22 protein-coding genes are annotated in these 22,217 nt (G+C 53.2%); 3 read left to right on the top strand and 19 right to left on the bottom strand.

Annotated elements, in window-relative coordinates; genetic code table 11:
* Window positions 1-22 precede the first annotated feature (22 nt).
* Genes folE through OIM03_03150 form a run of 4 tightly spaced genes read right to left on the bottom strand, consistent with a single transcriptional unit; the run spans window position 23 to window position 2,571 of the window.
* Window positions 23-589 carry a GTP cyclohydrolase I FolE gene (folE, locus tag OIM03_03165; protein ID HJI73275.1) on the bottom strand — a complete coding sequence of 189 codons (567 nt, stop codon included), beginning with the start codon at window positions 587-589 and terminating at the stop codon, window positions 23-25.
* A gap of 2 nt (window positions 590-591) precedes the next feature.
* A complete protein-coding gene (queE, locus tag OIM03_03160; protein HJI73274.1) occupies window positions 592-1,275 on the bottom strand; it encodes a putative 7-carboxy-7-deazaguanine synthase QueE in 684 nt (227 codons plus the stop codon).
* Window positions 1,265-1,594, bottom strand: coding sequence for a 6-carboxytetrahydropterin synthase QueD (gene queD / locus OIM03_03155; GenBank protein HJI73273.1), 330 nt, complete (start codon window positions 1,592-1,594; stop codon window positions 1,265-1,267). Before queD ends, queE begins: the two co-directional genes overlap by 11 nt.
* 17 nt (window positions 1,595-1,611) lie before the next feature.
* Window positions 1,612-2,571 carry a 7-cyano-7-deazaguanine synthase gene (locus OIM03_03150; GenBank protein HJI73272.1) on the bottom strand — a complete coding sequence of 320 codons (960 nt, stop codon included), beginning with the start codon at window positions 2,569-2,571 and terminating at the stop codon, window positions 1,612-1,614.
* On the opposite strand from OIM03_03150, the gene OIM03_03145 reads away from it, so the two are divergent.
* Window positions 2,467-2,769 carry a hypothetical protein gene (locus tag OIM03_03145; GenBank protein ID HJI73271.1) on the top strand — a complete coding sequence of 101 codons (303 nt, stop codon included), beginning with the start codon at window positions 2,467-2,469 and terminating at the stop codon, window positions 2,767-2,769. The two genes, OIM03_03150 and OIM03_03145, sit on opposite strands and share 105 nt — an antisense overlap.
* Window positions 2,770-2,828: 59 nt before the next feature.
* Here OIM03_03145 and OIM03_03140 read toward each other — a convergent pair whose 3' ends face one another.
* The 13 genes from OIM03_03140 to gyrB form a co-directional block, all read right to left on the bottom strand.
* Window positions 2,829-3,758, bottom strand: coding sequence for an alpha/beta hydrolase domain-containing protein (locus tag OIM03_03140; GenBank protein HJI73270.1), 930 nt, complete (start codon window positions 3,756-3,758; stop codon window positions 2,829-2,831).
* A 250-nt stretch (window positions 3,759-4,008) separates the two neighbouring features.
* Window positions 4,009-4,794 (bottom strand): tryptophan synthase subunit alpha, encoded by a 786-nt coding sequence (gene trpA / locus OIM03_03135; protein HJI73269.1) that lies wholly within the window; start codon window positions 4,792-4,794, stop codon window positions 4,009-4,011.
* Window positions 4,787-5,977, bottom strand: a complete 1,191-nt coding sequence (gene trpB, locus OIM03_03130; GenBank protein ID HJI73268.1) for a tryptophan synthase subunit beta — start codon at window positions 5,975-5,977, stop codon at window positions 4,787-4,789. The genes trpA and trpB overlap by 8 nt, the downstream gene beginning before the upstream one ends.
* Window positions 5,978-5,982: 5 nt before the next feature.
* Complete coding sequence (gene trpC, locus OIM03_03125; protein HJI73267.1) at window positions 5,983-7,398, bottom strand: indole-3-glycerol phosphate synthase TrpC; 1,416 nt, start codon at window positions 7,396-7,398, stop codon at window positions 5,983-5,985.
* Entirely contained in the window at window positions 7,395-8,408 is a 1,014-nt protein-coding gene (gene trpD / locus OIM03_03120) for an anthranilate phosphoribosyltransferase (protein HJI73266.1), read from the bottom strand. Before trpD ends, trpC begins: the two co-directional genes overlap by 4 nt.
* A 25-nt stretch (window positions 8,409-8,433) precedes the next feature.
* On the bottom strand, window positions 8,434-9,000 hold the full coding sequence (locus OIM03_03115; protein ID HJI73265.1) for an aminodeoxychorismate/anthranilate synthase component II: 567 nt from the start codon (window positions 8,998-9,000) through the stop codon (window positions 8,434-8,436).
* Window positions 8,984-10,465, bottom strand: coding sequence for a chorismate-binding protein (locus OIM03_03110; GenBank protein ID HJI73264.1), 1,482 nt, complete (start codon window positions 10,463-10,465; stop codon window positions 8,984-8,986). The genes OIM03_03115 and OIM03_03110 overlap by 17 nt, the downstream gene beginning before the upstream one ends.
* A gap of 428 nt (window positions 10,466-10,893) precedes the next feature.
* A complete protein-coding gene (locus OIM03_03105) occupies window positions 10,894-11,550 on the bottom strand; it encodes a trimeric intracellular cation channel family protein (protein ID HJI73263.1) in 657 nt (218 codons plus the stop codon).
* Between the two features lie 235 nt (window positions 11,551-11,785).
* Window positions 11,786-12,415 (bottom strand): site-2 protease family protein, encoded by a 630-nt coding sequence (locus OIM03_03100; GenBank protein HJI73262.1) that lies wholly within the window; start codon window positions 12,413-12,415, stop codon window positions 11,786-11,788.
* An 80-nt stretch (window positions 12,416-12,495) separates the two neighbouring features.
* Window positions 12,496-13,710, bottom strand: coding sequence for a sodium/glutamate symporter (gene gltS / locus OIM03_03095; GenBank protein HJI73261.1), 1,215 nt, complete (start codon window positions 13,708-13,710; stop codon window positions 12,496-12,498).
* Window positions 13,711-13,896: 186 nt separating this feature from the next.
* Window positions 13,897-14,355, bottom strand: coding sequence for an Lrp/AsnC family transcriptional regulator (locus OIM03_03090; protein HJI73260.1), 459 nt, complete (start codon window positions 14,353-14,355; stop codon window positions 13,897-13,899).
* Between the two features lie 53 nt (window positions 14,356-14,408).
* Window positions 14,409-14,789: a type II toxin-antitoxin system HicB family antitoxin gene (locus tag OIM03_03085; protein ID HJI73259.1), complete on the bottom strand. Its 381-nt coding sequence runs from the start codon at window positions 14,787-14,789 to the stop codon at window positions 14,409-14,411.
* Between the two features lie 268 nt (window positions 14,790-15,057).
* Window positions 15,058-17,007, bottom strand: a complete 1,950-nt coding sequence (gene gyrB / locus OIM03_03080) for a DNA topoisomerase (ATP-hydrolyzing) subunit B (protein HJI73258.1) — start codon at window positions 17,005-17,007, stop codon at window positions 15,058-15,060.
* A gap of 302 nt (window positions 17,008-17,309) precedes the next feature.
* Here gyrB and OIM03_03075 point away from each other — a divergent pair, with 302 nt between their 5' ends.
* A complete protein-coding gene (locus tag OIM03_03075) occupies window positions 17,310-18,236 on the top strand; it encodes a transglycosylase domain-containing protein (protein ID HJI73257.1) in 927 nt (308 codons plus the stop codon).
* On the opposite strand, the gene OIM03_03070 is transcribed toward OIM03_03075, so the two are convergent.
* Window positions 18,222-19,172: a LysR family transcriptional regulator gene (locus OIM03_03070; protein HJI73256.1), complete on the bottom strand. Its 951-nt coding sequence runs from the start codon at window positions 19,170-19,172 to the stop codon at window positions 18,222-18,224. The genes OIM03_03075 and OIM03_03070 overlap by 15 nt on opposite strands.
* A gap of 153 nt (window positions 19,173-19,325) precedes the next feature.
* Between OIM03_03070 and OIM03_03065 the strand changes: the two genes are divergently transcribed.
* Entirely contained in the window at window positions 19,326-20,732 is a 1,407-nt protein-coding gene (locus OIM03_03065) for an SLC13 family permease (GenBank protein HJI73255.1), read from the top strand.
* Between the two features lie 80 nt (window positions 20,733-20,812).
* On the opposite strand, the gene OIM03_03060 is transcribed toward OIM03_03065, so the two are convergent.
* Complete coding sequence (locus tag OIM03_03060; protein ID HJI73254.1) at window positions 20,813-22,153, bottom strand: anaerobic C4-dicarboxylate transporter; 1,341 nt, start codon at window positions 22,151-22,153, stop codon at window positions 20,813-20,815.
* Between the last annotated feature and the right edge of the window lie 64 nt (window positions 22,154-22,217).

Here is a 22,217-nt window from a genome sequence, read left to right as displayed (position 1 = left end):
TCGTCCTTTCCCGGTGTGTCCGTTACTTGCCTGCGAGCATGAGGAATTCCTTGCGGAGTTCGATGTCTTTCTTAAAAGCACCGGAGACGGATACCGTCCTGGTGCGGGTGCCCGGCTTCTTGATGCCGCGGGCGGTCATGCAGGAGTGTTCGCCGTCGATCAGGACAGCGACGTCGTCAGAGCCTGTGACTTTCTTCATGATGTCACGGATGTCGGTGCCGATGCGTTCCTGAATCTGGAAGCGGCGGGATACGGCGTCTGCGATGCGGGCGATCTTGGAAAGTCCGATGACGCGGCCTTTTGGCATGTATCCGACGGTAACTTTCATATTGTACATGAGAGCGATGTGGTGTTCGCAGTGGGAGAAGATTTCAATGTCCTTCACGACGACCATGTCGCTTTCCGGTGATTCGAAGGTCTTGTCGAATTCGCGGGCGATGTCGTCATTGGAAATGCTGCAGTACTTGAACTGTTCTTCCATCATGTCTGCGAAACGTTTCGGCGTCTCCAGGAGGCCTTCCCTTCCGGGGTCGTCTCCGACTGCTTCAATGATGAGGCGGGCTGCCTCTTCGAGTTTCTTTCGATCCATTTTTATACGCCCCTTCTGTTCGGGTCCCAGATGATCTTGTGAAGCTGCACCTGCACCCTCACGCGGCTCAGCCGGTTTTCCCTGACATACTCTACCAATTCCGCCGGCGTGATTTTCCCCCATACGGGAGAAACGAAGAATTCCGGATGGTCTTTTCTTTCGAAGTACGTATTCGTGATTTCCTTCATTTCATCCAGGTCTGTTTTCGAGCCGACGACAAATTTCAACACGTCTTTTTCTTTCAGGATGGGGAAATTTTCTTTCCTCATGGATTCTTTCATGCCGCTTCCCGAGCACTTGAAGTCCATCGTGTAGAAAACGCCGGACGGGCGGTCTTCCCAAAGCGGGATCGCACCGTTCGTTTCTATATTGATGTCATAGCCTTCTTCGGAGAGCCTTTCGCAGAGATGGCGGAGCGGATGAAGCATCGGCTCGCCGCCGGTCAGTGTGATGTTCTTCCACGGGAAGGCGTGGATGCGGCGGATGAGTTCGTCTTCCGTCAGCGCTTCCTTTGTGTCGGAAAGTTCAAGCGAGTAAGCGGTGTCGCAGTACGTGCAGCGCAGGTTGCAGCCTGCCAGTCTTACGAAAATGGCCATGCAGCCGGTTCTTTTCCCTTCGCCGTCGATGCTGTCGAAGATCTCGGTCACATGGAAAAGTCCGTCGTCATAGCGGTACTCACTTTTCATAGGTGGCCACGTTTCCTTCCGTTTCCTGTACGGATACGCGCACGCAGTGCGGGATGCGGTCGCAGAGCCACTTGGCCATGTTTTCGGCGGTCGGGTTGATATCCCCCATGACGTCATTGATGAGGGCGTGGTCGAAGCGGTTCACGATTTCCTTGATCTTGCTGAAATCGACGACCATGCCGTTGTGGTCGACTTCTTCGCTCTGGACGGTGACGGTGATGATCCAGTTATGGCCGTGCAGGTTCGTGCACTTGCTTTCATAATCGAGGTGCAGGTAGTGCGCCCCGGATACTTCCATTCTCTTTGTTACGGTAAACATAATATTCCTTTCTCGGCTCAGAGGGCCGGGTCTTTAACGCCGTTTGCAGCAAACGCAGCTGCACGGTCTATACAGGTCCCGCAGGTTCCGCAGGGTTTCTCGCCGCCTTCATAGCAGCTCCATGTAAGTTCATAAGGTGTCTTGAGCTTGAGGCCCATGGCTACGACGCCTGCCTTGTTCAGCTTGGCGAAGGGAAATGCCAGATGGACTTTTCCGTAAGTGCCAATCGAGACAGCGTCTCCCATGGCTTTCAGGAATGGCTCGCTGCAGTCGGCATACGCATCGCCGGCCGCATCATCGGCATGGGCGCCGATGTAAATATCTACGTCGTCGTCTTCAAAGAGGCTGGCTGCCAGCGAAGCCGCTGTGGAGAGCATCAGTCCGTTTCTGAAAGGGACGTAGGTGGAAACTTTTCCTTCTCCGTTCTTCTCAATCTGCTCGGCATAGCTTTCATGCACGATTTCCTGTGTGGAGCCTTCAAGGAGCGAGCAGTTCGAATACTGGAAGAGGGAGGAAAGATCGAATTCATAATGCTGCAGGTGGTAGTATTCTGCCACTTTGCGCGCGGCCAGGATTTCTTTCTTATGTTTCTGGCCATAAAAAATAGAAGCAGTCACAACATTGTCTGCTCCCAGTCTGTCGACAGCCAGGGATACGCACGTCGTAGAATCGACGCCCCCGCTGGATAATATGATTGCTTTTTTCATCATTCCTCCTGTTTTTTTAAGTTGGTTGACAGCTGACAACTGAATATCGTATTTAATTATTATACCACGACAGGCAAGTACAAAAAAGGAAAGCAGTCCTACCGCTTCCCGCGGATTTCCTGTATAATAAAAGCGTCCAATATAGTTAAGAACAAGGAGGACAATATGCAGGGCGGCGACGCAGATGAATTTATCGACTTTATGAATGACGGGGAAGCTTCCGTCAGGCACAAGAGCTATGTGTACCGTTTTTCGGGACTGAAGTTCCATCCGGGAAGGGACACTTACAGCATCAGCGTGGAGAAGTACCGCTTCACGGGCGAGCCTTTCGAAGAGTTCATGGAAATGGTGTACTACTACGAAAGCGACGACGCGGAAGATGTGTTGAACCATCTCACCGAAGATATCCTCTGGGATGGCAAGACCTTCTACGAACTGGAAAAAGCGCTCACATGGATTGACTGGTAATGAAATGAAAAAGGGCTGCGGCAAAATGAACAATCATTCGCCGCAGCCTTTTCAAGTGCTTACATTCCTACTGTTTCATCGAGCGGTTCTTCGCAGAAGAGTTTCATGGCGCCTTCTGCCATCTTGCCGCCTTCATGGGCAGCGCCTTCTACGACGCCTTTCTTCCAATTGAAAGGAACGCCGAGTTCTTCGGCTTTCTTCTGGCAGGCATCGAAGTAATGGAGGCAGCGTTCCATGCGGTTCTTGCCCTGTGCATCGGCCTCGGGGGTCGCGCGGAAGGGCTGCTCTCTGGAAACGTCCTCGCTTCCCATCAGCATGATGACGGGGAGGGCAAAGGCAGAGGCCAGATCGGCATCAGAAAGGCCGAGGCCCTTTGTGCCGTACGGGTAGCAGGTGGTGTCATCAGGCATCGTGAACCATCCTGCATTGGCGCAGACAATGGCATCGACATCTGCTCTTCCATCAAGAAGGCTGTAGCGGTGCATGAACTGGCCGCCGGCAGAATGGCCGAAAATGATGACCTTGCCCTTGGCATGAGTTCTTGCGCGGACTGCAGCAACGATATGGTTGACGGCATCGAAGGACCAGTGGTTTCTTGGCTGGATCGTTCCTTCCTCGCCTTCCTTGTCCTGCACATTTCCTTCCTGATACCAGCGCGCGCCCGGGTATTTCTTCGTCGAGAATTCAGGGCATGCGATCAGCATGTTGTACTTCACGGCAAGGCTTTCCATATGGCGCTCGAATTTCTCTGCGCGGCGTGTCACGTCCGGGAAGGAAATGAAGACGGGCTGGTCCTCGGTCCAGGTAGCCGGACGATAGTAGTAGACCGGAATCGGATCGCGGCAGGTGCCTGTCTGTTCCGCCAGAAAACGGAAGCTCTCCCCCACAGGAAGGCGCTTCTTTTCCTTTTCTTTTTTATGTTTCGGCAGAAGATACGCCGTCAGCGCGCCTGCAGCCAGAGCCGCCAGCGCTTTTATCAATGTGCTCATGAAATGCTCCTTATCACAGGCTTTCACCTGATTGAATGATTTCTGAGAAAGTATCGCAACGCCCTCATTATACCATGAACTCCTAGAAATGGTAGAGTGAAAGATTTCTATTTTTCGTTGGTCGAAAATCAGTCACTTTCCTTTATTTATATATACTTATTATATAAGGAAATGGAGAATAAGAAAAAGAGCTGTGGAAATGTGCAGTCATTTCGCCACAGCTCTTTTATGATGCTTACTTATATGATACTTACTTTCCTTCCGCTTTTTCCACGCCGTCTTTCATGGAGCGGATGTATGCGGCAAGCGGCTCGTCTGCTTTGCTGCCATGCTCTTCGATGATCTTGACGATGGCGCTTCCCACGATGGCGCCATCGGAAGCCCCCGCCATGTCTTCTGCCTGTTCGGGCGTTGCAATGCCGAAGCCTACTGCGACAGGAACGTCCGTGTACTTCCTGATCGTATCGGTAATGGCTTTGACGTTTGTCGTGATTTCGCTTCTGACGCCCGTGACGCCCATGGAGGAAACGAGGTAGATGAAGCCTTCTGCCTCTTTGGCAATCATGCCGACGCGGCCTTCGGAGGTCGGGGCAATGAGGGAGATGATCCGTACGTTGTGTGCTCTGGCGGGTTCTGCGAGTTCTCCTTTTTCTTCATACGGCATATCGGGAACGATGATGCCGGAGATGCCTGCCTTCTCGCAGCGGGCGAAGAATTTCTCTGCGCCGTAGACGTAGACAGGATTGAGGTAGGTCATGAAAACGAGAGGAATATCGACTTTCGGAGCGACTCTTTCTACCATGTCGAAAATCTTGTCTGTCGTAGTGCCGGCAGCAAGGGCGCGGATGGTCGCTTTCTGGATGACTTCCCCTTCTGCCACAGGATCGGAGAAAGGAATGCCGATTTCAATCAAATCGCACCCGGACTTTGCCATGATTTCTATATACCGCTCGGTATCTTTGAGGCTCGGGTCGCCTGCCGTCAGAAAACCGATGAATGCTTTATGCCCGTCGAAGGCTTTTTCTAATTTATTCATGAATGTCCACCCCTCTGTATCTTGCCATGGCTGCTACGTCCTTGTCGCCGCGGCCGGAAATGCAAATGATCATGATGTCGTCTTTCTTCATCGTCGGTGCCAGTTTGATGGCTTCTGCGACGGCATGCGCGCTTTCGATCGCCGGAATGATGCCTTCTGTCCTTGAAAGGTATTCGAAGGCGTCGACGGCTTCGTCGTCAGTGATCGGCACGTATTCAGCGCGGCCGATGTCCTTCAGATAGGAATGTTCAGGTCCTACGCCCGGATAATCGAGGCCGGCGGAAACGGAGTAGACCGGTGCGATCTGTCCGTATTCATCCTGCACGAAGTAGGATTTCATGCCGTGGAAGATGCCTTCGGTTCCCATCGTCAGGGTCGCCGCATGCTTTCCTGTATGGATGCCTCTCCCTGCTGCTTCGCATCCGATGAGGCGGACGCCTTCATCCGGGATGAAGTGGTAGAAGGTGCCGATGGCGTTGCTTCCGCCTCCGACACATGCAAGGACAGCAGCCGGAAGTTTCCCTTCCGCTTCCAGGATCTGCGCTCTGGCTTCCTTGCTGATGATGGCCTGGAAATCGCGGACGATCATCGGGAACGGATGCGGGCCGACGGCCGATCCCATGATGTAGTAGGTGTCATCCAGACGTCTTGTCCATTCGCGGAGCGTTTCGCTGACGGCATCCTTCAGGGTCATGGTCCCGGAGGTGACGGGGTGGACCTTGGCGCCGAGGAGGCGCATGCGGTAGACATTCAGCGCCTGGCGCTCGGTGTCTTCCTTGCCCATGAAGACTTCGCATTCCATGCCGAAGAGGGCAGCGGCCGTTGCGGCAGCTACGCCGTGCTGGCCTGCTCCGGTCTCGGCAATGATTCTCGTCTTGCCCATTCTCTTGGCAAGGAGCGCCTGGCCAAGAACGTTATTGATCTTGTGAGCGCCTGTGTGGTTGAGGTCTTCTCTCTTGAGATAAATCTTCGCGCCGCCCAGGTCTTCACTCATTTTCTTTGCATAATAGAGGAGCGAGGGGCGGCCTGTGTAATTCCGGTTCAGGTCGTCGAGTTCCTTATTGAAATCCGGATCATTCTTGTACTTTTCATATGCTTCCTCTACCTCGAGGACTGCATTCATCAATGTTTCCGGGACATACTGTCCGCCGTGCACGCCGTAGCGTCCTTCTCTTTTCGTCATACCTTTCATCCTTTCCGCAGGCCCGACCGGGCCAAAAGACGGATTACCGCCTGTATTTTCTCTTTATCTTTCATGCCGTCCGTTTCAACACCGCTGTTAACGTCGACCGCGAAGGGCCTTGCGATGCGCGCTGCCCGAACGATATTTCCACTATTCATGCCGCCTGCCAGAAGAAATGGCTTCCTGGCGGCTCTGGCGAGATTTGGATCGATGCGCTTTCCTGTGCCGCCTCTCTTCCCCGTGACTTTCGCATCAAGGAGAAGGGCATCGGCCGGAGAATCGTTCCATGGAAGAATGTCTTCCTCGCTTCCTGCCCGGATGGCTTTCCAGACGGGAAGTCCCGTCCTTTCCTTCACTTCGCGGATCATTTCGAAATCCTCATCCCCGTGGAGCTGGATGACGGAGAGATGAGCTTTCTTTGCAATGTCTGCTATGGTCTCTGCTGTTTCATTCACGAAGACGCCGACCGCCTTGATCCGTGGATCCAGCAGACTGATGAGACCGGCCGCTTTATCGGGTGTCACCTTCCTCGGGCTTCTTGCAAAGATGAAGCCTGCATAATCGGGAAGGGTATCGTTTAAGAAATCGATATCTCTTTCCCTTGAAATCCCGCAGATCTTGCACTGAACCTTTGGCTCTTCCCCGATGAACTCAGCGAGTTTTTCTGCCTTGTCCTCTGCTTTCATCATGGCTTCCCCGATGAGGAAATTTCGGATGCCAGCGGCCATGAATCCTTCGAGATCTTCCCTTTTCTGTATGCCGCTTTCCGCAATGAAGATGGTATCTTCAGGGACCAGTGAATGCAGCCTTGCTGCGCGGGTATTGTCGATGGAGAAATCACGAAGGTCGCGGTTATTGACGCCGATGATCTTTGCGCCCGCGAGGACCGCCCGTCGAATTTCTTCTTCCGTCCTTGTTTCGACAAGCGCCGAGAGGCCGAGGCTTTTGGCCGTCCGGATGAACCTTGTGAGCTCTTCATCCGTCAGGATCGAAACGATGAGGAGGATCGCCGAGGCACCTAATAGCTTGGATTCGTAGATCTGGACTTCGTTTACGATGAAGTCTTTCCGAAGGACCGGGATCTGCACCGCGCGGGAGATTTCCTTCAGGTACAGCCCGCTTCCCAGGAAGTAGTCCGGCTCGGTCAGGACGGATATGGCGGCCGCTCCTGCCCTTTCGTAGTCCCTGGCTATTTCAAGGTAAGGAAAGTGCTCGGCGATGATGCCTTTGGAAGGCGATGCTTTCTTGACTTCGCAGATGATGTTCACGCCTGCTGCCCGAAGATTTCTCTCAAAGGGAAAATCATGGACTTCTTCATCGAGCGCTCTTGCCATCGCCGCTTCCCTGATGCCATCACCGTCGGCTTCTTCCAGAACCCTGGCCCGCCGCCTCGCTCCTTCTGCCAGTGTGTCCAGAATCATTGTGCCGCCTCCCTTGAGAGTCTGATGAAACGTTCCATGAAGGCAAGGGCTTTGCCGCTGTCGATGAGATCTGCTGCCTTCTCTATGCCTTCAGCAAGGGACATCCCCTCTGCGAGGTGGAAGCTCATGCCTGCATTGAGGAGGACTGCATTTCTCTTTGGTCCCTTTTCTCCGGAAAGGACGGCTCTTGTGATTTCTGCATTTTCCCGGCTGTCCCCGCCCTTGAGGTCGCCCGGATGCGCCAGCTCCATGCCGTAGTCGCGGGGATCTAAGAGGTACTTCTGGAAGAGGCCGTCCTTGAATTCGCAGACGAGCGTCCTGTCGCAGGCGGTGATTTCGTCCAGCCCGTCCATGCCGTAGACGACGGCGCCTCTCTTGACACCCAGGTTCGAAAGGACTTTGGCCATCGGTTCGACGAGCTTTTCTTCATAGACGCCCATGAGCTGCATCGTCGCGCCGGCCGGATTTCCCAGAGGTCCCAGGATATTGAACACGGTGCGGAAGCCGAGAGCTTTTCTGACCGGGGCCGCATACTTCATGGAGCTGTGGTAGACGGGAGCAAACATGAAGCACATGCCTGCTTTCTTCAGAAGCTCGGTGTTTTCCTTGCCGGTCAAAGCCAGGTTGACGCCGAGCGCTTCAAGGCAGTCTGCCGCGCCGCAGCGGGAGGAGACGCTCCTGTTGCCGTGCTTGGCGACTGCGACGCCGCCGGATGCGATGACGAAACCGGATGTGGTGGAAATGTTGAAGGTGTCCGCTCCGTCTCCCCCGGTCCCTACGATTTCAAAGACTTCTTCTTCATGGGAGACCGGCACGCATGCGTCTCTCATGGCTCTGGCAAATCCTGTGATTTCCCCGACGGTCTCGCCTTTCAGTGAAAGAGCGGCAAGGAAGGCGCCGATCTGCGCTTCCGATGCTTTCCCGCTCATGATTTCCCCCATGGATTCTCTCGCTGTTTCAAATGGCAGTTCGCTGCCTTTTACGATGGTTTTGATTGCTTCCTGTATCATGATAGATTCCCCCTGATTCACTCATTCACTGCTGTAAGAAATTGCTAAGTATCGTTCCGCCCTTTGGCGTCAATATGGATTCCGGATGAAACTGGACGCCGTAGACTTTTCGATTTCTGTCTTCGACGGCCATTACTTCGCCGTCATCGGAAACGGCTGTCACTGTAAGGTCTCCCGTAATCGTTTCCGGGTCGATGGCAAGGGAGTGGTACCTGGCCCCTTCGAAAGATGTCCCGAGTCCTTCAAAGAGCGGCGTTTCTTTGATGATTTCTATGTCCGAGGATTTCCCGTGAAGGATTTCCCTGGCACTTATGACCTTTGCCCCGTAGACTTCGCCGATTGCCTGATGGCCGAGGCAGACGCCTAATATCGGGATTTTTCCCCTGAGTTCTTCAATCACTTCTTCGTAGACGCCTGCATTTTCGGGCCGCCCCGTTCCCGGCGAGAGGATGATGTGAGAAGGATTGAGGTCTTCTATTTCCTTCACTGTCAGCTCGTCGCTCCGGATGACTTTGATATCCGCCGAAAGGCTTCCCACGAGCTGGTAGAGGTTGAAGGAAAAGCTGTCGTAATGGTCAATGAGTAAAATCATAATCCCCCGCCTCCTGTCCTTTCCTGACTGCTTCAATCATGGCTTCTGCCTTGTTCCTTGTTTCTTTGTATTCGCTCTTCGGAACGCTGTCCTTGACGATGCCTGCGCCGGCTCTCACGAATACCCGTCCCCCTTTGGCGGCTGCCATGCGGATGCCGATGCACATATCCATGTTTCCTGTGAGGCTCAGGTATCCGACAGCACCTGCGTAGACGCCTCTTGGCGATTTCTCCATCCCGTGGAGGATTTCCATCGCCTTGATCTTGGGCGCTCCTGACATCGTGCCTGCCGGAAGTGCGGCGGCCAGGGCATCGAGGGCATCCTTTCCTTCCTGGATTGTCCCCGTCACCGAGGAGCAGAGGTGCATCACGTGGGAGAAGCGCTTCACTTTCCGAAGCTCCCTCACCGTGACGGATCCGAAGCGGCTGATCTTTCCGATGTCGTTCCTTCCAAGGTCGACCAGCATATTATGCTCGGCAAGCTCTTTCTTGTCACTGACCAGCCTTTCTTCGAGGGCTTCGTCTTCCTCGTCTGTCTTTCCCCTCGGCATCGTGCCTGCAATCGGGAAGGTTTCAAGCTCGCCGCCCGTCAGCTTGATGAGCGTCTCGGGCGATGCACCGGCAAGCTCTATGTCGTGGCCTGAAAGGTAGAACATGTAAGGCGAAGGATTGATCGTCCGAAGCACCCGGTAGGCATTGAGGAGGCTCCCTTCAAAAGCGGCGCTCCTGCCGTTGGAAAGGACGGCCTGGAAAATGTCTCCGTCATGGATCCGCTGCTGGATTTCTCTGACGAGCGCTTCGTACTCTTCTTCGGTGAACTCATCTTCGAAATCACTTAAGAGCTTTCCTTCCGGAATGTCCGCTTCTTTTCCATAAGCGATGAGCTCTGCCATTTCATCGAGCTCCCTCACCGCTTTTTCGTAATTTGTCTCAATCTCGCTCGTGTCGACGTTCGTGATGAGGATGATTGTTTTCCTGTAATGATCGAATGCGATGACCTTGTCAAAAAGCATGAGGTCCGCATCGTTGAAGGAAATATCCGGTTCCTTTTCCTCCTTGAAATAGAGTTTCTTCTCCGCGTACCTTGCGTACTCATAAGCGAAGTATCCGACAAGCCCGCCGGTAAACGTTGGCATGCCCGAGATTTCCGGAGATCGGTATTCGTGAAGGACTTTCCTGATGACGGAGGCCGGATCGTCTGTTTCAAACGTTTCTGTGACGGCGCCCTTGATCGTCATCTTTCCGTTCTTTACAAAGAGCTCGAGCTTGGGATCATATCCCAGGAAGGAATAGCGTCCCCATCGCTCGGTATTGTCCGCGCTTTCGAAGAGGAATGCTGTCCTGCTGACTTTCTTCAGGACTCTCAATGTCCCGATGACAGTGCGGACATCTGCGAAGATTTCCTTAGCGATCGGAACTCTTCTGTAGTCTTTCGCATAGGCTCTGATTCTTTCCAACTGTTCCATCCTGTTTCTCCTTTCCGCTTCCGGATACAAAAAAGACCCGCCCTCGACAAAAATAATTGTCAAGGACGGGTCTCTATTTCAAAGTCCGGATGCCCGGTACTCATTCATATACACTCGCGGTACCACCTTAATTGGATTTCTCCCTCTCTCGCAGGGTACTAACATACCCCTCATCAATAACGCAGATGATGCGTCGCTGAATACTAGGGATTTCTCCTTTTGACAGCGCCCTCGGCGGTCCATTTAACGGGCTGCGTACTGCGGGTTCCCATCAATCCCCGCTCTCTGGAAGTGCATTTCCTGTTTTTATCTCCGCCTCACCGGTTTGTAAGGTCTTTATTCAGTTTCTTAAGTGATTTCCTTAAGTTGTTTATGATATTACGCTCAACGCAAATGCTTGTCAAGAAAAATTTTTGTAAAGAAATAATTCAGTCCCTCTCTATCCTGTGGAAACGGCGGTGCGGATGATAGAGCTGCCAGTGGTAATGAATGGCAAGGAAACGGAGGAGCAGGACGAAGGCAAAGGAAATCCAGGAGGCGAGCGGCGTGCCCAATGGCTCTCTCAAAGCGCAGAGAAGAAGGCCGCCTGCAATCGATGCGATGGCATAGACGTCCATGTAAAGGACGACGGGCATGCGGCGCGCCATCATGTCGCGGATGATGCCGCCACCGACCGCGGTGATGAGGCCCAGCATGACGGGAAGAATGATATCATAGCCCGGATAGCGGTAAAACGCAGTGAGCGCCCCTGTCACGGTGAAAGCGGCAAGGCCGATCGTATCGGATAAGTGGTACAGGATCGTGATGACCCATTTCCCTCTCTTGGGGATGCGGAAAAGCGGATAGCCGAAGCCGACGACAAGCGCCGTCACGATCGACACGATGAGCCCTTCCGGAGAACGGAGGACTGATGGCGGCGTGATGCCGCAGAGGACATCGCGGATCATGCCCCCGCCGACCGCCGTCATGACGGAGAGCACCGTGATGCCGAAAATATCCATTCTTTTGTAAAGCCCGACAGCAGCGCCGGAAAAAGCAAAGGCAATCGTCCCTGCCATTTCGAAAATCAGCCAGGTAGTAATCATGATGTCCTCCTTCCATGAGAATTTATTTTTCATTATACATCAGGCAAAGGAAAAAGCATAAAAAAAGGAGCCGTGAAAATGACGGATCATTTCACAGCTCTTTTTTTGTTTTGCACCTTTTGTCCGGTTCGAAGAGTTTCATCGTCCGTTATGGGAATTAACTCTATTACCTGCACCTCCTCTGGCCGGCAACAGAAAAAATACAGGCCGGCCACCTCCCCCGATGGGGAAGGCTCTAGAGAAGAAGATACGTAATGTTGTAGCAGAGAGCTACGAAGAGGTTGGAGAGCGGGCTCAGGAATTTGTTGGCAACGCCGGAGAATACGACAACCATGAGGATGATAAAGCCGTACTGTGCGTTGAAGTTTTCAAATTTCCAGGAGAGTTCGCCAGGAAGAAGCATGCTGACAACCTTGGAGCCATCGAGCGGCGGGACCGGGATGAGGTTGAAGAAAGCGAACCATACGTTGTAAAGCATGATCCAGTAAAGGAACTGGTATCCGCCCATGCCGAGCATGCCGAATCTCTGCAGGAGCCCCATCAGGAAGATGGAAATGAAGCAGAGAAGAAGATTTCCGCCGGGGCCTGCGAGAGACACCTTGAGGACGCCGGAGCGGTAGTTTTTGTAATAGCGCGGGTCGATCATGACGGGCTTCGCCCAGCCAAATCCGCACAGGACAAGCAGCAGCGTGCCCACGGCGTCAAGGTGCGCCAGCGGGTTCATCGTCAGACGGCCCGTGGCAGCAGGTGTGGGATCGCCGAGCGAGTCGGACACGACAGCGTGCGCGTATTCATGGAAGGAGAGCGCCAGAAGCAGCGCCGGTACGCGGTAGATCAGCGTAGACAGGTCTAGAAAATCGAACATAAGGGTACTCCTTTGGAGAATGCATCATTCAATGGTAAATCATTTTTATTATATCATGAATGAAAGCGACCCGCCGATTGTCACTTCAAGATATTCATGAAGACCATGAGGACGGATGCATTCAGGAAATCGACGACGAAAGCGCCGATGAGCGGAATGACGAAGTAAGCGGTATGCGCCGGACCGAATCTTTCGCACATGGCATTCATATTCGCAATGGCGTTCGGTGTGGCGCCAAGGCCGAAGCCGCAGCTGCCGGATGCCATGACGGCTGCTTCATAATTCTTGCCCATGACACGGAAGATGACGAAGTAAGCAAAGAGGCCCATGATGGAAACCTGCACGGCAAGGGTCACGATGAGCGGAATGGCAAGGTCTGCCAGCTGCCAGAGCTTCAGACTCATGAGCGCGCAGGAAAGGAAAACGTTCAGGCAGATGCCGCCAAGGACTTCACTTTCCTTCTGGTAGCATCCGTAAAGGCCTGTCATATCAGAAATGTTGCGTACAACAGCAGCAACGAGCATCGCTCCGATGTATCCCGGGAATACGAGGCCGATATTAATGAAGAACTGGCTGACGTATGTGCCAAGGCCCATGGCCAGGAGGAGCTGGCCGAAAGCATACATGAAGCGGTCCATATTGAGGTAAGCGGCTGCTTCGTCGCCTTCGATTTCATGTTCCGTACGGTTTTCCGGAACTTCGTCTCCGTTTTCATCTTCATCGGATTTCAGATGGAAGCGGCGGATGAGAAGTTCTCCGACCGGGCCGCCGAGGAAACTCCCTGATACAAGGCCGAAGGTAGCGGCAGCAAAGGCAATCGTCGTCGCATCCTTAAGGCCCAGTGCTTCAAGGACGGGACCGAAGGAGCCGGATGTACCGTGACCACCGACAAGCGGGATCGAACCGTCTGCAAGACCCATGAGCGGATTCAGCGAGAACGCATCGGCAAAAGCGACACCGACAAGGTCCTGGATAACGATCAAAAGGAAGACAAGAACGGCCATCTTGACGACAAGGAGTCCGCCTTTCTTGATGAGACGGATGCTTGCCATATAGCCGATACTGGTGAAGAAGAGCATCATGCACCAGTTCTGCATGACGGTATCCTGCGAATAGTTCCAGATGCCCTGCGTGTAAAGGATGCAGTTCACGATCGAGAAAATCGTCCCGCCGATGACCGGCGCAGGAATGCAGTATTTCCTGAAAATGCTGACCCTGTCCTTCAGGAAGCTTCCCAGGAAGAAGACGGCGACAGCCGCTGCCAGCGTCTGGTACAAATTAAGTTCTATGGTCATAGTATTCCCTCTTTCTATAATGATTTAGATTTGCTATGCACATTTTGCAAGTATAGCCCAAGTAAGAATGATTTGCAAGCATCGGTGACTGACAACAGACAGGCACGGAGGCTCTCCGGGTATAAGAAACAATAAAAAAGGAGGCCCTTCCGAGTCTCCTTATAAATGGTAATACAGCGCGGATGATCATTCATCTACGGGATGCAGGCCCTGGATCTCTTCCATGACCTGATGTGTCGTAAGGCGGCCGAATGCAGAAACTTCACGGATGAAGTCCGCTCTGGATTTTTCGCTATGGAAGTGCGCATCAAGGAAGAAGCGGTATGCGCCGTCCACGCGGTAGCAGTGGAAAATATGGTATTCTGTATGTTTCATGAATTCGAGGAAGCCTTCCCTCGTCTCTTCATTCGTCACGAGCTCGAAGACGCAGTGGATCGTATAGCCGAAGAGCGGGCAGTTCACGTTCACCGTGTAGCGCTCCACGACGCCCAAGTCCTGCAGCCTTGCAATGCGGTTCTTCACGGCCTGGCTCGTCATGAAGACTTCCTTGCCCAGCTCTGTCATAGAAATGCGTCCGTTCTTTCGAAGGGCGTGGATGATTTTCATATCCGTCTCATCCAGTTCCTTCGGAATCATCTCCCACATAGTTTCCTCCCCAGGTCACTAAAAAAACCGCGGCACGAAGCCGCGGCTCTTGATTACCTTAATCCGAAGACTCTTGCCAGAATTCCGACTCGTCTTGTCTTGCGGGCTGTTTCTGCCCATACAGCCGTCTGATGATCAGCGGCTCTTACTTTATATTCACGGTATTCACGGTAGGTTTCCATATTGACCAGGATGGTGCAGCAGCGGCTGCCGCCATAACGGAGACGGAAAAGTCTTTCATCAGATGCCGGCGGAATCTCAAGTCCCTTTTCTTCCATTTCCAGAAGAGAGGCTGCCAGAGCTTCCCTTGCCTTCAGGGCTGCTTCCTCAGCGGTGCGCCCCTGCGCCTGACATCCATTCAGATCCGGGAATATGACAGAGAAAATTCCTCCTTTTGCATCATGCTTGACTATTGCAGGATAGAAATATTCCATCACAAATCCCCTTTCCAGTGAATACGTTGACGTGCTCTTTACACCGTTATTATTCTATACCATTTTGCCCGATAGTTCCAATACAAATTACGGTTTTTTCGATAAAATTTTGTTACAACTCTGAATTTTTTTAATCTTTCTTTCTCGTTATCGAAGAATATAAATACAGATTTAAGGATTTTAACCCGTTTTTGTAAAGACATGGAAAAAGAGCTGCGGCAAAACGTTTTTGCATTTTGCCACAGCCCTTTCTGATTACAGGTCAAGATTACAAATCGAGGTTTGTTACATCCTTGGCGTGTTCTTCAATGAAGAGACGTCTTGGTTCTACTTTGTCGCCCATGAGGATGGTGAAGAGGCGGTCTGCTTCTACAGCATCGGTCAGTTCGACTTTCAGCATGACACGCTGTTCCGGGTTCATGGTGGTGTCCCAGAGCTGTTCCGGGTTCATTTCGCCAAGACCTTTGTAACGCTGGATGGCGCATCCGTCGATACCGATCTTTGCCAGAAGCTGGTTCTGTTCATCGTCGTCATAAGTATAGTATTTCTGACGGCCTTTGCGTACCTGGTACAGCGGAGGCTGCGCGATGTAGACATGGCCTTCTGTGATGAGCGGCTTCATGTAGCGGTAGAAGAATGTCAGAAGCAGTGTTCTGATATGAGCGCCGTCGACATCGGCATCGGTCATGATGATGATCTTGTAGTAACGGAGTTTCTTGATATCGAAGTCTTCGCCTACGCCGGTGCCAAAGGCAGTGATCATGGTGCGGATGGCGTCAGAATTCAGGACTCTGTCAAGGCGTGCCTTTTCGACGTTCAGGATCTTGCCGCGGAGCGGAAGGATAGCCTGGAAACGGCGGTCACGGCCGGTCTTTGCAGATCCGCCTGCGGAGTCACCTTCGACGATGTAGATTTCAAGGAAGCGCGGATCCTTTTCCGTGCAGTCGGCCAGCTTGCCCGGGAGGCTGGATACTTCAAGCGCATTCTTTCTGCGGGTAAGTTCTCTGGCTCTCTTGGCTGCTTCCCTGGCGCGGGATGCGGTGATGCCTTTTTCAATGACAGCGCGTGCTTCCTGCGGATGTTCTTCGAGGTATGTCTTCAAACCTTCTGAAACAATGTTGTCGACGATGCCCTTGACTTCAAGGTTGCCCAGCTTCGTCTTCGTCTGGCCTTCGAACTGCGGGTTCGGGACCTTGACGGAAATGACGCAGGTCAAACCTTCTCTGACGTCGTCGCCGGACAGGTTGTCTTCGTTCGGCTTCAGGAAATTGTTCTTTCTTGCATAATCATTGATAACACGGGTGAGCGCAGCTCTGAAACCTGCCAGATGCATGCCGCCTTCGACGGTATTGATGTCGTTGACGAAGGTGTACATGTTTTCCGTGTACCCGGTCTGGTATTGCATGGCAATGTCGACGATGACCTTGTCCTTTTCGCCTTCAAATGCAATGACGGAAGGATCGACGAGGTCCTTGCCTTCGTTCAGGAACTGGACGAATTCTGTGATGCCGCCGGCATAGTGGAACTGTTCGCTTCTGACAGCGCCGTCTCTGTGGTCTTCCAGGGTAATCACGAGGCCCTTGTTCAGGAAGGCCAGCTCTCTCATGCGGACCTTCAGTGTGTCATAATCGAAGTCGACGCCTTCCTTGAAGATTTCAGCGTCCGGCTTGAATGTGACGCTTGTGCCTGTTTCATCTGTCTTGCCATAGGTCTTCATCGGCTGGGTCACAATGCCGCGGGACAGTTTCATTTCATGGAACTCGCCCTCTCTCTTGACGACGACCTTCATCCATTCGGACAAAGCGTTGACGACAGAAATGCCGACGCCGTGCAGGCCGCCGGAAATCGGGTAGCCGTCGCCGCCGAATTTGCCGCCTGCGTGGAGGACGGTCAGTACGACTTCCATGGCGGGCTTTCCTGTTTCATGCATGCCGGTCGGAATGCCGCGGCCGTTATCGGTAACGGTGCAGCTGCCGTCGTCATTCAGGACGACTTCGATGTGCGTGCAGTATCCTGCGAGCGCTTCGTCGATACTGTTATCGACGACTTCGTAGACCAGGTGATGCAGGCCGCGTGCCGATGTGGAGCCGATGTACATGCCAGGACGCATGCGGACCGCTTCCAGTCCTTCCAGTACTCGTATATCCTTGGCGCCGTAATCGCTCTTGCCGTTCTCTTCGGCGTGCCGGTCCTGAATTTCATGAATGTCTTCAGCCATACAACTCTCCTTCACATAAAAACGCAGCGGCCTATAATGATGCACCACTGCCAACAGATATCCTATATTTTTCTGATATACAGCTTGTGTAATTATTATACCATATTTTAAGAAATACCGCACTCAGAGACTTTGGAAAGGGTCTTCGAAAGATATTTCCCTTTCCATCCTCCGTTTGGCAGGAAAAAGCCTTTTAAAATCATCAGGGGCCATTCCTTCCCATTTTCCCCTTTTCTTTTCCTATGATACAATAAAGAACAGAATATCCACGGGAAATATCCCGTTTTCAGGGAAGGAATACAATGAAACGACTTTTCATGCTTATCGTTCTGGCCTGCGCCGTCTACTGGGGTTTCTCTCAGGGAAGCGGCATCGAGAAGTACATTCCGGCCAGTCTTTCAGGAAGCGCACCCAAAACGGCGGCTTCTTCTTCCGCCTCCGCGTCTTCATCCCCCAAAAAGGATGACTCCCTCTACACCGAAGTGACGGACATGGTTTCCACCTTTGTCGATGGCGTGACAGGAACGACAGATTCCGGCAAGGTCACGGTCAATAAGTCCAAGGACGCGCCGAATGCAACGGTCGCCAAGGAGCAGGACATCCAGACGCTCCGCCAGGAATACCATGACCTCACGAATTTCAGGGAAGCACTCGAGTCCCGCGTCCACCGCGAGAACTTCGTGCCATTCAAGGACATCCCGCAGTACCTCATCGACGGCGTCGTTGCGACAGAAGACCGCCGCTTCTATGACCATGGCGCCATGGACCCGATCGGTGTCGCCCGCGCGATGGTGACAAACTACATGGCAGGCGAAACGCTAGAAGGCGGCAGCACGATCGACCAGCAGACGGTCAAGAACATTTTCCTCTCGCCGGAGCGCACGATGAGCCGCAAAATCGAAGAGCTCGCCCTGGCTGTCCAGCTTGACCGCTGCTACACGAAACAGGAAATCCTTGAGCTCTACCTCAATACCATTTACTTCGGCCACGGGGCTTATGGCCTCAAGGAAGCCAGCCACACGTACTTTGGCAAGGAGCCGAAGGAGCTCGACCTTTCCCAGTGCGCGATGCTTGCAGGACTTCCGCAGGCACCTTCTGCCTATGATCCCATCGATCATCCCAAGGCCGGTACCGAGCGCATGACTGTCGTCCTGACTCTCATGGCGCAGGAAGGCTACATCACGCACGAGCAGGCAGCGCATGCCGCCGCGAACTTATGGCTTCGCTAAGGAAAACTTCTTCCCGCGGCTTTTGAAAGCCTCTTCAATGAAACGACCGATCATACTCCACCGTTCAGCACTTTTCTGGTACCCGAAGGAAATCTCGTACTTTCCGTCCTCGAAGGTGATGCGGTGGAGTTTTTTGTGCGCGCTTCTCGGAAGGAGCTTCTCCGCCAGACTTTCCGGGCAGAAGTAAGCGCCGGCTCCATCCACGCAGAGCTTCAGCATCGTGCCCATGCTCTCCGACTCGACAGCAATGACGGGATCGATGGCGGCATCCCTGAAGAGGCGGCGGGCAAGCGCCCCCGTGATGTCGCTCTCGCTGTTCAAAAGGAAAGGACATTCGGCAAAGGACTCAGGAAGCTCGCTGTTTCTTTCAGAAAGGGAAGAGAGGATTTCTTCCTTCTTTTCCCCCCAGAGCACCTCCGCCAGATCATCGGAAAGGTACAGGACGGAATCCTCTTCGGCAAAGGGTATGCATGCGATGCCTGGGAGCGCTTCCGGCGCACGGGCAAGGACCAGATCGATCTCGTCTCTTGCCAGGGCTGTCCAGAGCATGTCATTTGCCATCTCGGCAAGGCGGATGCGGATGCCCGGGCAGGATTTCCTGAAGGATTCAATGACGGGCGTAAGGACGACCTGCCCTCTTGAAGGCGCAACGCCGATCCGGAGTGTCCCCCTCCCCATGCCGGCCGCATCAGTCAGCTCTCTTTCAAGCGCCATTTCATTTCTGCGGATGATCCTGGCATAGCGGTAGAAGACGCGGCCTGCGTCCGTCAGCTCAAGCGGTACATGGCGGATGAAAAGCTTGGCGCCGGATTCCTTCTCAAGCCCTGCCACATGTGCGGACAGTGTCTGCTGCGTCACGTGGAGCTTTTCCGCTGCTTTCGTGAAGCTCCTCTCTTCAGCCAGCACGACGAAGTATTTCATGGATAGAAAGTTCATAGGCCCTCCTGTTACAACTATATACTTGTATTATAAACAAGAATTAACAGTTTTTAAATGGTTATGCGCCTTATTATAATGAAAGACAGATAAAGAAAAGATAACAGAAATCGGAAGGCCCGGTCTCCGGGCTCATGTGAGGGGGTATGCATTTTGGCAAAGGTATGGAAAATTCTCATAGGGCCGGCATCATTCTTCTTATCGGCTTTTCTTCTTTGGGGCACGTTCACGCCCCCGGCCGCATTCGCCATCGCAACGGCCGTCTGGATGGCACTCTGGTGGATCATCAGGCCTGTATCCATTTACGTCACGGCTTTCGTGCCGATCGTCGTCAATGCGTTCTTCAACCTGATCCCGAATTCCCACGTCATCAGCCAGTATTTTTCGGAAATCGCCGTCCTGCTCTTGGGATCCGATCTCATCTGTCTCACATGGACGACGACGGGCCTCGACAAGCGCGTGTCGGTCAAAGCGCTCTGCTTCATCGGGACTTCGATGAAAAACCAGATCTTTGTCTGGTTCCTTGCATCGACTGTCCTTTCCATTTTCCTTCCGAACGTCGTCGTGGCTGCCATCTTCTGCCCGATCGCCGTCGCCATGCTTCGCTCAGTCGGCGAGGATGATGTGACAGAAAGCCGCATGGCTCTCCCGATCCTTCTGGCGATCGGCTGGGGAAGCGGCATCGGCGGTTTCGGCTCGCCGATCGGATCGTCCGCGAACCTTGTCGCCGTTTCCTACATCGAAAAGCTGACCGGTCATGAATTCATGTACTACGACTGGGTCATCCGCTTCGTGCCGCTCCTTGCGATCGTCTTCCTCCTGAACCTCATCTTCCTCTGGCTCATCCCGGCTCCGGCCAAGGACCTTCCGGGGACGCGCGCGTATTTCCGTGAAATGTACAGCAAGTTCGGCGCTATGAGAAGGGGCGAGAAAATCGGCCTCTATCTCTTCATCTTAGCGACAGCCCTCGCCTTCATCCGTCCGCTCTTTGCTTCGTTCCTTCCTGCCATGAAGCCGGCTTACGTCTTCCTCGTCATCGGTATGCTGATGTTCTTCCTGCATGATGAGAACGGCAAGACGATGCTCGACTGGCAGTATGCAGAAAGCCACGCCATGTGGGGCATGATTTTCCTCTTCGCAAGCGGTCTTGCTTTGGGACGCCTGGTCATTGAAACGGGCGCCATCGACCGCCTCGCTGTTATCATCGTAGGACTCCAGCTCCCGCCAGGACTCATGACCATGGCTATTTCCTGTGCCTTCGCCTGCTTCCTCTCCGAACTTTCGAGCAACACGGCCGCGGCTTCGATTTCCATCCCTGTCGTGACCGGCATCACAGGCGTCATGGGCGTCAACCCCATCCCGTATATCCTGGGAACCATCGTTGCTGCCAACTGCGCATACATTCTCCCTGTTTCCACAAGAGCGATTCCAGTCGGATATGGCCTCAATCCATCGCTGCCGATCAAGTACGGCATACGCCTTTCCATCCTGACCTGCGCGACGACCATCATCATCTGCACGCTCTTCATGAATTATTCGCCGCTCTTCAATGAGCTGTAAATTTGTCCTCCCAAATGAAAAGGATGTGTATCCGTGATTGGATGCACATCCTTTTTAATTAGCTTTAAGTGCCTATTCTCTTAGTAAAGAATATGAGCGATGATGAAGCCGGCAACGCAGGCTGTGAACACGCCGGTGAGGCCCGGGAGCATGAAGCTGTGGTTCAGTACGAAGCGGCCGATCTTTGTGGTGCCGGAACGGTCGAAGCCGATGCAGGCAAGGTCCGATGGATAGGTCGGAAGGAAGAAGTAGCCGTAGCATGCCGGGATGAAGGACAGGACCATGACCGGGTCCATGCCTACGTTCAAAGCGATCGGCATGACGATGGCAACGGCTGCGCCCTGGGAATTGACGAGCTTGGATGTCAGGAACAGGACGAGCGCATAGGCCCATGGATATTCAGTGACAGCAGCGCCGAGGAATGTCTTCAGGACTGCCATGTGGTTGGCGAAGTAGGTATCAGCCATCCACGCAACGCCGTAAACGGATACGAGTGCGACGATGCCTGCGCGGAAGACCTGGCTGTTGCCGACTTCCTTGGCTTTGGTGTGGCAGACGAAGAGGATGATTGAAGAAACGAAGAGCATGACCATCTGGATGACGGTTGTCATGGAAATGGCTTTCATCTTGCCTTTGGCATCAGCGAAGTGCGGGAGCAGATCCGGGAAATTGCCGAGGACTGCAATGCAGAGGATGCCGACAAGGAATATGATGGTAGCGTGGTAGTAAGAAGACGGAAGTTCCTTGCCCTGCAGGGATTCGTTTTCACCGTACACATATTTCTTCTGTTCCGGATCTTTGATCATTTCCTGGAATTCTTTGTCGTCAGCGAGGTCCCTGCCTCTTCTGTAGCTCATGAGAGCAGCTGCGATGACGCCGATCAGGGTTGCCGGAATGGATACGGCAAGAATCTGGAGCAGGGAGTAGGAATAGCCGGCAGCTGCCATGAATCCGACGATGGAAACGACAGCAACGGATACCGGGGATGCAGAGATGCCCATCTGGGATGCGATGGAAGAAACGGCCATCGGGCGTTCCGGACGGATATTTTCCTTGATGGAAATATCATAAATGATCGGAAACATGGTGTAGACGACATGGCCTGTGCCGCAGAGGACGGTCAGGAGCCATGTAGTGACCGGAGCCAGAATCGTGATGTGCTTCGGGTTATTTCTGAGGAAGCGTTCTGCATACTTCAGCATGACGGTCAGACCGCCGGATGTCTGCAGGAAGCCTGCGCAGGTAACAACCGCCATGATTGTCAGCATAACGCCGATAGGCGGGCTGCCCGGCTTGTATCCGAAAAGGAAGGTATAAGCCATCAGACCGATGCCGCTGATGACCGCCAATCCGATCCCTCCATGCTTGATCCCAAGGAACAGGCATGCAAGGAGTACCATAAATCCTAAGAACATTTCCATAATTGTTTCCTCCTGAATTGAAGAATATACTTATTCTTCTGAGTGTTAATGTATAGTATACCGT

The organism is Veillonellaceae bacterium, assembly GCA_025992895.1.
In the GTDB taxonomy this organism is placed as follows: Bacteria; Bacillota; Negativicutes; order Veillonellales; family Dialisteraceae; genus Dialister.
Note: the sequence above shows the minus strand (reverse complement) of the source record. Positions and strands in the feature narration are given on the sequence as shown.

Coding starts and splice junctions, on each gene's coding strand:
- folE (HJI73275.1), bottom strand. CDS start 589: ATGGATCGAAAGAAACTCGAAGAGGCAGCCCGCCTCATCATTGAAGCA.
- queE (HJI73274.1), bottom strand. CDS start 1,275: ATGAAAAGTGAGTACCGCTATGACGACGGACTTTTCCATGTGACCGAG.
- queD (HJI73273.1), bottom strand. CDS start 1,594: ATGTTTACCGTAACAAAGAGAATGGAAGTATCCGGGGCGCACTACCTG.
- OIM03_03145 (HJI73271.1), top strand. CDS start 2,467: ATGCAGGGCGGCGACGCAGATGAATTTATCGACTTTATGAATGACGGG.
- OIM03_03150 (HJI73272.1), bottom strand. CDS start 2,571: ATGGAACTTCAGTCCCGAAAAACGGTACACATAGCTCTTGTGCCTGAC.
- OIM03_03140 (HJI73270.1), bottom strand. CDS start 3,758: ATGAGCACATTGATAAAAGCGCTGGCGGCTCTGGCTGCAGGCGCGCTG.
- trpA (HJI73269.1), bottom strand. CDS start 4,794: ATGAATAAATTAGAAAAAGCCTTCGACGGGCATAAAGCATTCATCGGT.
- trpB (HJI73268.1), bottom strand. CDS start 5,977: ATGACGAAAAGAGAAGGACGCTACGGCGTGCACGGCGGACAGTATGTC.
- trpC (HJI73267.1), bottom strand. CDS start 7,398: ATGATTCTGGACACACTGGCAGAAGGAGCGAGGCGGCGGGCCAGGGTT.
- trpD (HJI73266.1), bottom strand. CDS start 8,408: ATGATACAGGAAGCAATCAAAACCATCGTAAAAGGCAGCGAACTGCCA.
- OIM03_03115 (HJI73265.1), bottom strand. CDS start 9,000: ATGATTTTACTCATTGACCATTACGACAGCTTTTCCTTCAACCTCTAC.
- OIM03_03110 (HJI73264.1), bottom strand. CDS start 10,465: ATGGAACAGTTGGAAAGAATCAGAGCCTATGCGAAAGACTACAGAAGA.
- OIM03_03105 (HJI73263.1), bottom strand. CDS start 11,550: ATGATTACTACCTGGCTGATTTTCGAAATGGCAGGGACGATTGCCTTT.
- OIM03_03100 (HJI73262.1), bottom strand. CDS start 12,415: ATGTTCGATTTTCTAGACCTGTCTACGCTGATCTACCGCGTACCGGCG.
- gltS (HJI73261.1), bottom strand. CDS start 13,710: ATGACCATAGAACTTAATTTGTACCAGACGCTGGCAGCGGCTGTCGCC.
- OIM03_03090 (HJI73260.1), bottom strand. CDS start 14,355: ATGTGGGAGATGATTCCGAAGGAACTGGATGAGACGGATATGAAAATC.
- OIM03_03085 (HJI73259.1), bottom strand. CDS start 14,789: ATGGAATATTTCTATCCTGCAATAGTCAAGCATGATGCAAAAGGAGGA.
- gyrB (HJI73258.1), bottom strand. CDS start 17,007: ATGGCTGAAGACATTCATGAAATTCAGGACCGGCACGCCGAAGAGAAC.
- OIM03_03075 (HJI73257.1), top strand. CDS start 17,310: ATGAAACGACTTTTCATGCTTATCGTTCTGGCCTGCGCCGTCTACTGG.
- OIM03_03070 (HJI73256.1), bottom strand. CDS start 19,172: ATGAACTTTCTATCCATGAAATACTTCGTCGTGCTGGCTGAAGAGAGG.
- OIM03_03060 (HJI73254.1), bottom strand. CDS start 22,153: ATGGAAATGTTCTTAGGATTTATGGTACTCCTTGCATGCCTGTTCCTT.